Source organism: Brevibacillus choshinensis (assembly GCF_016811915.1).
Classification (GTDB): Bacteria; Bacillota; Bacilli; order Brevibacillales; family Brevibacillaceae; genus Brevibacillus; species Brevibacillus choshinensis_A.
Genome location: NZ_CP069127.1, coordinates 2,084,377 through 2,096,830, shown reverse-complemented (window position 1 = coordinate 2,096,830; position 12,454 = coordinate 2,084,377). Strand labels below are relative to the sequence as shown.

Sequence of the window (12,454 nt, the reverse complement as noted above, 5' to 3'; positions counted from 1 at the left end):
CCTAACGCTTCACTGTCTATTTAATAGAAATGTGGATCTTACTCGTTTACTTTGACCATCGCCGGACGAACGACGCGATCTTTGAACATGTAGCCCTTTTGCAGCTCTTCTACTACGACGCCGGATTCAAATGCCGGATCTTGCGTCTGCATCACGGCTTGGTGTACATGGGGATCAAAAGGTTGGCCTTTTGCCGCAATGGCTACCAAACCTTCTTTATCAAAGACTTGCACCATTTGGCGATAGACCATGTCCACTCCGGTCAACAAAGATTCCACTGTCATGGATTCCTTGTCAGCCGCGAGAGCGCGCTCGAAGTTGTCCAGGATCGGCAAGAGTTCTTCCACGACTTTTTGGGAAGCGTACTTGGCCAAATCTTCCTGCTCTTTGCGCACGCGTCTTCTCAGGTTTTCCATGTCTGCCATGGTACGAAGCATCCGGTTCTGATGCTCTTCGGCCTGCGCCTTCCAATGCGCTGCCTCTTGCTCCCAGTTCACATCTGCCGATTCCTGCTGATCAGCTGTTTCTGTTTGTTCTTCTTCAGCAGTCGGGTCTTGCGTCAATTTTTCTTCGCTCAACGTCGATACCTCCTGCGGCTTCTCAGAGCCCTTCCATCCATTTATTTCTCAAACTGCGAAGTCAGCATGCGCGATAAGCCTTCTGCCAAATAGTTCAGTACAGTAATGACTCTGCCGTATTCCATCCGGGTCGGGCCAAGTATCCCTACCATCCCTACAGGCTTGCCGCCCAGAGAGTATGAGGTAGTTATGATACTGCATTGCTTAATCGCGTCTAGCTGGTTCTCCTGACCGATACGCACGGTGAGTCCATCCACCGGTGTTCCGAACAAATGTATGAGCTGGTCATTTCGCTCCAGGAGCTCCAAAATATCCTTGACCTTGTCTACATCACGGAATTCCGGCTGATTCAGAATCTTGGTCGCACCGCGTAAGTACACTCGATCCTCTTCTTGCTGGACCAGGGATTGATCAAGGAGATTGAGAATTTCCTCGTATTGCTCCGCATGGCGGCGCATCTCACCCGAAATCTCTTGATACAAGCGCTGGCGCAGCTGCCACAGCGGCACGTCGGAAAGCTTGTGGTTGAGCAGGTTCACGAGACGCTCGATCTCGGATGCACCTATGCCCTCAGGCAAATCAATCAGCTTGTTTTCCACGCGGCCGGTATGGGTGACCACGATGGCCACGGCCTGCTTGTCACCCAGAGGAACGATTTGTATATGTTTTAACCGATGCTCAAAAATCTCTGGCCCCAGGACCACTGCTGTATAGTTCGTCAACTGGGAGAGAATCTGGGCGGTGTACTCTACCACCTGTTCAGCGTGCAGAATACGCTCGGCAAACAACTGTTTCAGTTTACCCAATTCACCGTCATCCAAAAGGTGAGGCTGAATCAGGTTGTCGACATAAAAGCGGTACCCTTTCGTAGAAGGAACGCGTCCCGCCGAAGTGTGAGGCTGTTCGAGATACCCAAGCTCCTCCAAGTCGGACATCTCGTTGCGAATCGTCGCCGATGAGAAACCGATGTCATCCCGTTTGGAGATCGTACGGGAGCCAACAGGTTCGGCAGAATGAATGTAATTATCGACAATCGCATTCAAGATCAATTGTTGACGGTCAGATAACATCGTAGTCGCTCGCCTCCCTGTTGTTAGCACTCATCTCGATCGAGTGCTAATTCTATTTACTAAGGTATCAATAGTAGAAGGATTTGTCAACGGAGTTCCTGCGCTCAGCTGGCAAAATGACACATATTTCGCTAGTTCACGTAGGATTAGCGCAAAAAGCGGGCAAAGACCTCGTTACCGAGGGGCAGCCCCTTTTCAGTCAAACGCAAGTGCCCATCGTGCTCTTCCAGCATCCCTTTGGCCAGCTCTTCTCTTATTATGCTTCCAAACACTTCATGAACAGATTCCCCAAATCGCTGAGCGAACCGAGCCATATTCACTCCTTCCCTGAGGCGCAACCCGAGGATCATCTGCTCCTCCATCGCATCTTCGCGCGGCACCGGGAATTGCTCCACTCGCGGCTGCCCCTCCTTGCTCATCTGCATATAAACAGCAAGCGGTCCCGCGTTCACATGCCGCTCTCCCCCGACATAGCCATGGGCACCCGCACCCAATCCATAGTATTCGTCATTGAGCCAATAGGTTTTATTATGTTTGCTTTCAAAGCCATTTTTCGCAAAATTGCTGATTTCGTACTGATGGCAGCCGTGTTTCTCCATCTCCTCGATCAAGAGCATGTACATCGCAAGCTCCGTTTCTTCGGATGGCAATGGCAGCTGGTCTTTTTGGTACAACGTATGGAACAGGGTGTTCTCTTCTACTTTCAGGCTGTATGCCGAGAAGTGGGTTGTCCCCAGTTCAAACGCTTTTTTGAGAGTCTCTCGGAAAATGTCCATGGTCTGATCAGGGAGGCCGAACATCAAATCGATGGTGAGGTTTTCAAATCCGACTTTGCGCGCATTCTCTACGCTGCGGTACACGTCCTCCGTGTCATGGATTCGCCCCAGGCGCTTCAGGAGCGCATTATCAAAGGATTGCACGCCAAAGCTCAGACGGTTCACTCCGAGCTCTTTCATGATGCGAAGCTTCTCTACATCAGTAGTACCCGGATTGGCTTCCATTGTAAACTCGATGTCGGGTGTCATGTACTTGCCCAGGTGCTCTTGTACACTCGTCAAAAACATCCGCATCTGAGCATGGTCGAGAAAGGTCGGAGTTCCTCCGCCAACAAAGATGGTTTTCACACGCTCCGGCGGTTGGCTCGCAAACGTGCGCTCCATCTCCTTTTTCAACGCTTCGAGATAGTCCCATACTAGCTGTGGGTTGTTCGTGACGAACGAGTTGAAGTCGCAGTAAAAGCATTTATTCGTGCAAAAGGGAATGTGGATGTACACGGATTGTGGCATCATGTCTCTTCCCCTCCTTTATCCTGAAAATAGAATGGAAAAGACCTGACACACTGGTCAGGCCTACTTTTTATCATCCATGCGCAGTACGGCCATGAAGGCCTCTTGCGGCACCTCGACGGAACCGACAGATTTCATGCGCTTCTTTCCTTCTTTTTGCTTCTCGAGGAGTTTGCGTTTCCGCGAGATGTCCCCGCCGTAGCACTTGGCAAGTACGTTTTTGCGCAGAGCGCTGATGGTTTCCCGCGCTACTACCTTTTGACCAATCGTCGCCTGGATCGGCACCTCGAATTGCTGGCGAGGAATCAGTTCCTTCAGCTTTTCGCAGATGACTTTTCCGCGCGCGTACGCCGTATCCTTGTGCACGATGAACGACAGGGCATCCACCATTTCGCTGTTGAGCAGAATATCCATTTTCACCAGCTTGGATGGCTTGTAGCCTGCCAGCTCGTAGTCAAAGGAAGCGTAGCCGCGAGTACCCGACTTCAGCAAATCGAAAAAGTCGTATACGATCTCAGACAAAGGCATATCGTATTTGAGCTGCACACGATTTTCCCCCATGTACTGCATGTCTAGGAAATCGCCGCGCTTGCCTTGGCAAAGCTGCATCACGTCACCTACATATTCTTTCGGCACCATGACGGTGGAGAGAACATAAGGCTCCTCGATGGTCTCAATCTTTTGCGCTTCCGGCATTTTCGATGGATTGTCAATCTCGAAAACTTCACCGTTTGTTTTGGTAATGCGGTAAATAACGCTCGGTGCGGTCGTGATCAGATTGATATTGAATTCGCGCTCAATGCGCTCCTGGATGATCTCCATGTGCAGAAGTCCGAGGAATCCGCAACGGAAACCAAAGCCAAGCGCTTGAGACGTCTCTGGCTCAAACTGCAGGGACGCATCGTTCAGCTGCAATTTTTCCAGTGCTTCGCGAAGGTCGTTGTACTCGTTTGTCTCAATCGGGTACAGACCACAGAATACCATTGGGTTGATCTTACGGTAACCAGGCAAAGGCTCCGATGCTGGGCGGCTCGCATCCGTGATGGTATCCCCCACGCGCGTGTCTCCCACGGTTTTAATGGAAGCAGCCACATAGCCTACATCCCCAACCGTCAGTTCATCTACCTGCGTCTGACGTGGCGTCGACGTACCGATTTCGGTTACTTCGAAGGACTTGCCAGTTGCCATCATCTTGATTTTCATGCCTTTTCTCAGCGTACCGTTGAGCACACGGATGGAGGCAATAACGCCACGGTAAGCATCAAAGTAGGAGTCGAAAATCAGGGCTTGCAAAGGTGCGTCCGGATCTCCCTCAGGAGCAGGAACTTTTTGCACCACGGCTTCGAGCACTTCCTTGATCCCGATGCCCGCTTTCGCAGAAGTAAGAACGGCATCACTGGCGTCCAGACCAATGACATCCTCGACTTCTTGCTTGACGCGCTCAGGCTCAGCACTTGGCAAATCGATCTTGTTGATGACCGGGATGATTTCCAGGTTGCTATCCAATGCCAAATAGACGTTAGCCAGCGTCTGTGCTTCGATCCCTTGCGCTGCGTCGACGACCAGAATGGCCCCTTCACAAGCAGCCAAGCTGCGGGAAACCTCATACGTAAAGTCGACGTGTCCGGGGGTATCTATCAAGTGGAGAATGTACTCCTCCCCGTCTTCCGCTTTATAGTTCAAACGCACGGCATTCAGCTTAATCGTAATTCCGCGCTCTTTTTCCAGCTCCATCGTATCCAGAAACTGGGCTTCCATCTCACGCGCTGTGAGCGCACCGGTCAATTCCAAAATGCGGTCAGCCAGCGTAGACTTTCCGTGGTCAATGTGGGCGATGATGGAAAAATTTCGAATCCTTTTTTGTCTTTCACGGCGATCCATGTGTTGTTCGTTCCCTCCCACGCGAATCCATTCAAACGTTCCGGATTGCGGTCGCAAAAAATACACTAACGGTAATTATATCAAACGCATGATATCCCATGCAACCAAAGAGAATCAGGCATTCGCCGCTTTTTGTCATTCCTCCAGTAATTTCCTGTGGTACAGTAAAAACAGATCATGTCCCTCGATGATAGGAAACAGAGGGGGCGACCTACCTTTTCCAAGCTTACGACGACGGGTTTCACCCTATGAAACCAGACAAGCACAAGTGATCCACCAGACACCATCTCTCATAAAAGATATTAAGAAGGAGGCTTCCCTTTTGCAAAACACAGTCCCAAATCTGCACGAGTTGACTGAGCAAGACATCCCCGGTCTCATTCACTTATCCACCACCGTTGGCTGGGATTATAACGAAGATGAAATTCGGACCATCCTCGCGATCGGGACGATTTATGGTCATAAGAATTCGGATGAAAGGCTCGTCTCCTGCGCGGCTGTCATCCCATACGATCACAAGCTCACTACCATCGGCATGGTCATTGTCCATTCTTCCTGCAGGGGCATGGGGCTGGGGCGTTCCCTGATGAAAGCCTGTATGGAAAGCGTCCCGTCCGACTCTGCCATCATGCTGATCGCCACCAGGGAAGGGAAGCCCTTGTATGAAAGCCTCGGCTTCACAACCGCCGATACCATTCACAAATTCATTTGTAAACGGATTGCGCCGGTGGATCACGAGCAGGCAGGCGAATCATTTCCTACAGAAATAATGAGGGAAGATGATTTGAGAGCCGTCATCGAACTGGATGGGCTAGCAGTGGGCAGCCAACGCTCTTCCTTTTTGCGTACACGGATGAAGCAGGCAAAAACATGTCTGGTCGTCAACGACACCGAGGGCCGCATTGCAGGATACGGCTTTGCCGTCCAGGGACCCGTCAATCTCGTTATCGGCCCCATCGTCGCAAGAAACACTCCGATGGCCATCCACCTTCTTCGCAGGCTGTCGGATGGACATGACCGGCAAGTCCGCATTGACGTACCCGATGGACAGAATGCTTTTCTCTCCTATCTCGCAGCGAACGGCTTTGAAAAAGTAAGCGAACCACCCGTCATGATCACTCGCTACAGCACTCTGCCGCCGCGTTCCGGGCAGTATTACGGGATTGGGGCACAAATATTCGGCTAATAGCAAAACGGACCTTTCGGAGAGGTCCGTTTTTTTATGCACGTCGTCTATTGCTGCCTGGATTGGATTCGCTCCAGGATCTTCTGCGGAAATATCTTTTGCAAGCTGCTTTGATAAAGATTCCCGTCCTCGGGCATCTGGAGATTTGTTACTTTGTACTCGTTTCCGTTGTATCCGACCTCAAACGCCATAGGCGCACTGATTCCTGACGAATGCAACGGGTCCTTGCTCAAGATTTTCACCCAGGCATACACCTTCCGCTTTGCCGCATCAGGCACTTCTACCCCCAGCAGTTCAATCGTCACTTCCCGGTCTTCTCCAAGCCAGCCCAACTTCGCACCTTCCGTATTCAGGTAATCGCGAATGATCGGCTCTACCAGTTCTCGATTGGAAGGGGCAATACCTGCCTTCACCTCTACAAAGACCTGACCCAAATGCTTTCCGTCCGCGAGCACCTGCAGCTTCCAGAGACCCGGATCCGGCAAGGTGATTCCCGAGGGAAAATGGTGCTGGGCATCAAAGAGCTGTCCACTGACCTGATACGTACCCAACTCCAGCCGCACCCCTTTACTACTGTAGGCGACCAGCTCTACCTTGTTTGCGTCACTCCCGTCGATCAGCCAAAACACACGCTGCTGCTGACCCTCGTAAAAGCTCGTCTCATCCGTGATAATCCTCACCGGCTTCTCTCCTACATACGAAAAAGGCTGTCGGTTCCATGTCGTTTCTGTGCGGGGGACGGCTTCCATAAGAGCGGCACCTCCAGAGAACCCCCAGGCAAGAGTTCCGGCGCTGGCTTTGGCGGCTGGGACGGCGGTGCTGCATGCTCGCTGGGCAAGCTGTGAGCGGGCCAGATTTGCCACACTAGAATCAGCAAAAACAGAACAAGGGCAGGGAAAGCAAAGCGACGCCAGCGAAAGGACATGCCCGAGCGCCGGCGAATTTTCTGCCGAACACGCTCTTCCATGTCACTGGTAAATTGGACATCATGAAACACCTTTCTGTCCGCCCGCTCCTTTAATTGTTCGATCCACTCGTTCTCGTCCATTCCCACTCCCTCCCCTCTCCCATCTGCTTTTTCAGCTGCTGCCTGGCCCGGTGCAATCGCGTGCGTACAGTCCCCTCTGACACAGACAGGACGTTTGCTACCTCTGCTATGGACAAGTCCGCATAATAATGGAGGACGATCACCTGACGATACAGAGAGGGAAGAGTCAGCACCTGCTCCACCAGTTCATCCCGCTCCGACTGTTCCATCACGACTCTCTCGGTGGATACATCGAAATCCGCCTTGATCCAGGAGCGCGGCAATATTTTTCGAAAGGCCCATGACCGCAAGTATCCTTTGCACTCATTGACGGCGATCCGGTAAATCCACGTGTGAATGCTGCTCTGCCCGCGAAATCGCGGCAGGTGGCGGTACACTTTCACAAACACATCCTGCGCGAGATCCTCCGCGACACTCTGATCCTTTACCAGAAACGTCACTAGCCGAAGCACGCGCGTCCCGTATTCCCGCATGATTTGCTCAAATGCGGCATCATCTGTGGGCTGCAATTTTTCCACGTGCGCGGCCTCCCCTGCTTGAAATGGTTTACTGGTTAGATGCAGCTACAGAACTTTTGTTACACGTTTAGCGTTATTTTTTTGCAAATACGGTCCAGCGAGTCTCGCCTGCCGTAGAATCCGCCGACGCACGAATGGATACCCGCCGTGCTGCCAGCGATCACGATTGGGCTTCAGGCACAATCACGTCACGCCAAATGAGGAGAAAAAGTAGATGTGCTTCTTGCCTGTGACGGGATGAATGGAAACGTCCGTCTCGACCTCATAGACCTCCCGAATCAAGTCAGCGGTCAAAATCTCATCCGGACATCCAGATGCGACGATTCGGCCTGCTTTCAGCACATACAGCCGATCGCAGTACATCGCCGCCAGATTCAAGTCATGGAGGGCAGACAAGACGGGAATCCCCAGCTGCTTGACAAGATCCATGACCTGCAGCTGGTAGCGAACATCCAGATGGTTGGTCGGTTCATCCAGCACCAATAATTCAGCTTGCTGCGCTAATGCCCGGGCAATCAGCACTCGCTTTTTTTCTCCCCCAGACAATGAAAAAAAGCTGCGTTCGCTGTAATCCGTCATCCCTACTCGAGCCAAAGCCTCTTTCCCGATATGCATGTCCTCGGGCGTATCCATCTGAAACATCCCTTTGTGCGGAGAACGGCCCATCAATACCATTTCCAGAACAGTAAAGTCGAACTCCACGGAAGATTCTTGCCGGACCACTGCCATGCGCCGTGCACTCTCCCGTGGTGCCAGCTGATACAAGTCATCTCCGTCCAGAAAAATCCGCCCTGCAACAGGCTTTAAGACCCGATAGATGCTTTTGAGCAGCGTCGATTTGCCGCTCCCATTCGGTCCGATCAGCCCCACGAACTCGCCTGCCTTAACTTCCAGGCAAATGTCGTGAATAATCTGTTCGTTCCCCAGGGAGATGCTGATATCCTTTGCCGCTAGCTTCATCGCCCGCCACCTCCAAACGAGTAGTAGGAGCTGCGCAGCATCAGCCAGATGAAGAACGGCCCGCCGCACAAAGCCGTAATGATGCCGATGGGCAATTCTTCCGGTGCGAATGAGAGCCTCGCGAATGCATCTGCCCATATCAGGAAGTTGGCGCCGAGCAAGGCACTTACCGGCAATACCCTGCGGTGGTCAGAGCCGACCATGACACGGACGATATGGGGCATCATCAGACCTACAAATCCGATGGCGCCGCTGATGGCTACGATGAAGCCTGTCAAAAGGGCCGAGATGACGAGGAGTAGCTTGCGAAATCGCACAGTGTTCACCCCGAGTGTGCTCGCCGACTCCTCGCCCATCAGCATGGCATTGAGCGAGCGGTAATGCGCGAGTAAAACCACGAGACACAGGAGGACGATCAGGGAAGGAATGGTCAAATATTCCCACTTTGCTCCTGCCAGGCTTCCGCTCATCCAGAACAGAACAGAGCGTATCCCGTGCTCGTTCGGAGCCGAAAAAATGATCAGGCTCGTGATTGCCGAAAGAATAGCGGAGACAGCGATCCCTGCCATGAGCAACCGGACCGTCGAATTTTGACAACCCATCCGAGAAAGCGAAAAGATCATCAGGATTGAGAACAGCGAACCGAGAAAAGCTCCCATAGACAATGCGTACTGACCGTACATGCTAAAGGCCCCGAAGAGAATGACCAGAGTGGCCCCAACGGAAGCTCCGGAGGAAACGCCTAAAATGTACGGATCTGCCAGCGAATTGCGGACTAATGATTGGATCGCGACTCCTACCACTGACAGCCCTGCGCCTACGATGGCAGCCAGCAGGACGCGGGGAGTGCGAATATCCCAGATGATGGTTTGCTCAGCACGGGTCCAATCCACGTGTACCCATTCCCCTGCAATCGGAACCTGAGACAGCGCGATTCCCCAGACGGTACCCGGAAGAACATCCACAGAGCCTAGTGTGATGGCTAGCGTGATGGAAGCAAGGAGCGCTAGGATCAATCCGAGAAGTAGCACAGATAAGCTCGTCTTATTCAAATCTCATCCCCCCTCGGCCTGCCCATTCGGTAGCTACTGCCACTGCTTTTTGGGCTTTGACCGCTCTCATTTCTTGAATTTCTCCGGATACAGACCTTCTGCTAGGATATGTAGTGCCATCGGTGCACGAACACCTTCCGAAGCCGCTGACATTGGAAGGACCATCAGCCTTTTGTGTTGAATCGCGGATACATCCGCAAGCTCTCGTTTGTTTAAAAGCAGCTCACGCTTTTGTTCCACGCTTTTATCCCCGTAGTCCACAATGATGATGACGTCAGGATTGCGATTCACCACTTCTTCCCAGCTCACATCAGCCCAGCCCTTTTGGATATCATCAAAAATGTTCTTGCCTCCAGCCATGCGAATCAAAGCAGTCATGTAATTATTCGCTGCAGTGAATGGCTGTTCTTCTCCGCTGTCATAGACAAATATCTTCAATGGCTTTTCCACGGTCCCCAGTTTGCTCGTGGTTTGTTCCATTTCTGCTTTCATCTCGCCAATCAGCTCGTTAGCCCGATTCTCCACACGAAAAATACGTCCGATATTGTGAATATCTGCAAAGACATCGTCTACGGTCGGCCCTGGCTTGTTGGACGATTCATGCAAGTAGGATTTGATCCCCGCCTTCTCCAATTCCTCCATCGTGCCTACTCCCTTGTCGCCAAAACCGCTTTTCCAGCCTGCGTATACGAAATCTGGCTCGGCTGCCATCAACACTTCCTTGCTCGGGTATTTATCGGACAGTACCTGTATTTGGTCATAAGCCTCTTTGAATTCCGGAAGAATCTCATCATCGAGGTAGGCGGTTCCGACCATTTTGTCTCCCAACCCAAGCGCCAGCATGACTTCCGTTACATGCTGATTCAATGTGACGGCTCTTTCCGGCGCTATTGGATAGCTCATTTCCCTGCCATTGTTTTGAAGGGTCACAGGTTTGACCAATTCAGCCCCTGCTTGCTGTGAAGCTCCATCCGTAGAGGATGCTGCCGCTTGTCCTTGCGTTTTAGGCGAGCCTTGCCCGGAGGATGCCGGAGAACCGCATGCACTCACGAGAAGAACGAGCCCACACAGAATAGCTGCCCACCCGTTTTTTTCCCAACGATTCTTACCCTTTCTTGGTTTTATCATCGTTTTCTCTCTCCTTTTTTGTCGGTTTCATGGAATCAATCACTTAAATCGTAATGATTACGTTTTATCTCCATTTTACTATATCTTCTCTTTCCTCTGTTGGCAAAATCTTTTTAGACTCCCCCCTTTCCCGCTTGAGAAACTTGGCTACATAGGTGTTTTCACCCAAATGGCACAAGTCTCGGTATGTTGCGCTTAGCCTGGTACAAACAAAAAAGCACCTCCCATGCGCAATCGGGAGATGCCTTACAAATGTGGACAGAGCAAAGCAAATAAAATAGACGGTAGTCCGCCTTTTCCATTCCTACTACTGTACGTTCCACATCGTCCCCATCCGCGTGAGTCGATTGTACATGGTTTCATGGCAGGTCTCCTGGCTCCGATTCATCATTCTTTGCTCCCTTCCCATTCCAGCAGCGGAACAGTGGTTTCTCGCAAAGAACTCCTCGTTACAGTGGCGGGACCGCGCCGGATTTTCACCGGACTTCCCTTTTAAGCTGGTTGAACACACTTCCGTTCAGCCAGCACCATCAAACACCTATTCACTTTTAAGTACTCGTCTATGAACCGATCACTGTCAGTTTTTTCGGGAATTGCGTCAGGACTTCTATCCCGGATTCAGTCACGAGCACGTTGTCTTCAATGCGTACTCCGCCTACTCCCGGCACATAAATGCCCGGCTCGATGGTAAATACCATGCCTGCGCGCAGCTTCTCCTGGTTTTGCCCGTGGACGGAAGGATACTCATGGACATCCATTCCCAGGCCATGGCCCAGGCGGTGCATGAAGTACTCGCCATATCCTTTTGCGGAGATCACGTCTCGCGCAGTTTGATCGAGATGAGCGAACGTCACGCCCGGACGAACTTCAGCGATGGCCGCTTCGTTGGCCGCCAGCACCGTTTCATAGATTTCGCGGAGCTGCTCACTGATCTCGCCGATTGCAAACGTACGTGTAATATCGGATACATAACCGTTAGCCTCTACTCCGATGTCAAACAACAGAACTTCGCCTTCTCGCACTTCTCGCGTACCTGGTTTTCCGTGCGGCAAAGCGGATTTTTCGCCTGCCAAAACCATGGACGTAAAGGAGGGACCCTCTGCACCCAGTCGCTTCATTTGGAACTCCAATTCCGCTACGAGCTCCATCTCTGTTACGCCTGGCTTCACTTTTTTCAGCGTTTCGCTCAAAGAATCCTCTACCAATTGAATGGCATGCTTCATGCGCGTTACTTCGTCAGCCGATTTGATCAATCGCATTTCGCGCAACGGCTCTTCTACATCTACGTAACGGGAAGCCCCTACGACCTCACCCATTGCTTCGTAGCGTTCTACGGTCATATGGCTTTTTTCAATACCTAATGACTTCAAATTTCCTGGAAGCGTTTGCTTTAACACTTCATAAGGATTTTGTGTATCCGTGTGGGTGAAAATATTTTGGACGGAAGAAGCCGCGGCTGCTGCTTCCCTGTCGAGAGCAGGAACGATCAGGGATGGTTCTCCCGTTGCCGGGATGATCAGGCCCAGAAAACGTTCATGAGGATCTGTAAAGAAACCGGTCAGGTAATACACATGCTTGGGAGAGGTGATCAACACAGCGTCAAGCCCTTGCTTGATAAGGAAATCATGCAGCTTCGAAATGCGTTCTTGGAACATTCTCGTCACCTAGCCTTCTCCATATATTCTAATGCGAGAATACCACTTTCGGCTTTAAAAAAACAGCTTATTTTGGAAAAATTCCGCTGAGA

Annotated in this window: 12 protein-coding genes and 1 riboswitch; of the genes, 1 reads left to right on the top strand and 11 read right to left on the bottom strand. The window is 51.5% G+C overall.

The window, feature by feature from the left end; all coding sequences use genetic code 11:
* Positions 1-38: 38 nt before the first annotated feature.
* The 4 genes from grpE to lepA form a co-directional block, all read right to left on the bottom strand.
* Positions 39-623 (bottom strand): nucleotide exchange factor GrpE, encoded by a 585-nt coding sequence (gene grpE / locus JNE38_RS10705; RefSeq protein WP_203357506.1) that lies wholly within the window; start codon positions 621-623, stop codon positions 39-41.
* Complete coding sequence (gene hrcA / locus JNE38_RS10700) at positions 620-1,648, bottom strand: heat-inducible transcriptional repressor HrcA (protein WP_203356535.1); 1,029 nt, start codon at positions 1,646-1,648, stop codon at positions 620-622. Before hrcA ends, grpE begins: the two co-directional genes overlap by 4 nt.
* 146 nt (positions 1,649-1,794) lie before the next feature.
* Positions 1,795-2,937 (bottom strand): radical SAM family heme chaperone HemW, encoded by a 1,143-nt coding sequence (gene hemW, locus JNE38_RS10695; RefSeq protein WP_203356534.1) that lies wholly within the window; start codon positions 2,935-2,937, stop codon positions 1,795-1,797.
* A 60-nt stretch (positions 2,938-2,997) separates the two neighbouring features.
* Positions 2,998-4,815: a translation elongation factor 4 gene (lepA, locus tag JNE38_RS10690; protein ID WP_203356533.1), complete on the bottom strand. Its 1,818-nt coding sequence runs from the start codon at positions 4,813-4,815 to the stop codon at positions 2,998-3,000.
* Between the two features lie 322 nt (positions 4,816-5,137).
* Here lepA and JNE38_RS10685 point away from each other — a divergent pair, with 322 nt between their 5' ends.
* Positions 5,138-6,001 carry a GNAT family N-acetyltransferase gene (locus JNE38_RS10685; protein ID WP_238933621.1) on the top strand — a complete coding sequence of 288 codons (864 nt, stop codon included), beginning with the start codon at positions 5,138-5,140 and terminating at the stop codon, positions 5,999-6,001.
* Positions 6,002-6,048: 47 nt separating this feature from the next.
* On the opposite strand, the gene JNE38_RS30610 is transcribed toward JNE38_RS10685, so the two are convergent.
* From JNE38_RS30610 to JNE38_RS10655, 7 genes are all read right to left on the bottom strand, one after another.
* On the bottom strand, positions 6,049-6,681 hold the full coding sequence (locus JNE38_RS30610; RefSeq protein WP_238933620.1) for a hypothetical protein: 633 nt from the start codon (positions 6,679-6,681) through the stop codon (positions 6,049-6,051).
* Positions 6,682-6,692: 11 nt separating this feature from the next.
* Positions 6,693-7,049 (bottom strand): hypothetical protein, encoded by a 357-nt coding sequence (locus JNE38_RS30605; protein ID WP_238933619.1) that lies wholly within the window; start codon positions 7,047-7,049, stop codon positions 6,693-6,695.
* Positions 7,019-7,567 (bottom strand): sigma-70 family RNA polymerase sigma factor, encoded by a 549-nt coding sequence (locus tag JNE38_RS10675; RefSeq protein WP_203356531.1) that lies wholly within the window; start codon positions 7,565-7,567, stop codon positions 7,019-7,021. The genes JNE38_RS30605 and JNE38_RS10675 overlap by 31 nt, the downstream gene beginning before the upstream one ends.
* A gap of 183 nt (positions 7,568-7,750) precedes the next feature.
* Positions 7,751-8,527: an ABC transporter ATP-binding protein gene (locus JNE38_RS10670; RefSeq protein ID WP_203356530.1), complete on the bottom strand. Its 777-nt coding sequence runs from the start codon at positions 8,525-8,527 to the stop codon at positions 7,751-7,753.
* On the bottom strand, positions 8,524-9,579 hold the full coding sequence (locus JNE38_RS10665) for a FecCD family ABC transporter permease (protein ID WP_238933618.1): 1,056 nt from the start codon (positions 9,577-9,579) through the stop codon (positions 8,524-8,526). The genes JNE38_RS10670 and JNE38_RS10665 overlap by 4 nt, the downstream gene beginning before the upstream one ends.
* Before the next feature lie 66 nt (positions 9,580-9,645).
* The gene (locus JNE38_RS10660; protein ID WP_203356529.1) at positions 9,646-10,707 is read right to left on the bottom strand and encodes an ABC transporter substrate-binding protein; all 1,062 of its coding nucleotides are present in this window, start codon (positions 10,705-10,707) and stop codon (positions 9,646-9,648) included.
* 346 nt (positions 10,708-11,053) lie between these two features.
* A riboswitch (cobalamin riboswitch) is annotated at positions 11,054-11,254 on the bottom strand.
* Positions 11,255-11,267: 13 nt separating this feature from the next.
* Positions 11,268-12,362, bottom strand: coding sequence for a M24 family metallopeptidase (locus JNE38_RS10655; protein WP_203357504.1), 1,095 nt, complete (start codon positions 12,360-12,362; stop codon positions 11,268-11,270).
* Positions 12,363-12,454 lie beyond the last annotated feature (92 nt).

Bases quoted from the DNA above. Each gene is read 5' to 3' on its own strand.
- hrcA (WP_203356535.1), bottom strand. From the start codon at position 1,648: ATGTTATCTGACCGTCAACAATTGATCTTGAATGCGATTGTCGATAAT.
- hemW (WP_203356534.1), bottom strand. From the start codon at position 2,937: ATGATGCCACAATCCGTGTACATCCACATTCCCTTTTGCACGAATAAA.
- lepA (WP_203356533.1), bottom strand. From the start codon at position 4,815: ATGGATCGCCGTGAAAGACAAAAAAGGATTCGAAATTTTTCCATCATC.
- JNE38_RS30605 (WP_238933619.1), bottom strand. From the start codon at position 7,049: ATGGACGAGAACGAGTGGATCGAACAATTAAAGGAGCGGGCGGACAGA.
- JNE38_RS10670 (WP_203356530.1), bottom strand. From the start codon at position 8,527: ATGAAGCTAGCGGCAAAGGATATCAGCATCTCCCTGGGGAACGAACAG.
- JNE38_RS10660 (WP_203356529.1), bottom strand. From the start codon at position 10,707: ATGATAAAACCAAGAAAGGGTAAGAATCGTTGGGAAAAAAACGGGTGG.
- JNE38_RS10655 (WP_203357504.1), bottom strand. From the start codon at position 12,362: ATGTTCCAAGAACGCATTTCGAAGCTGCATGATTTCCTTATCAAGCAA.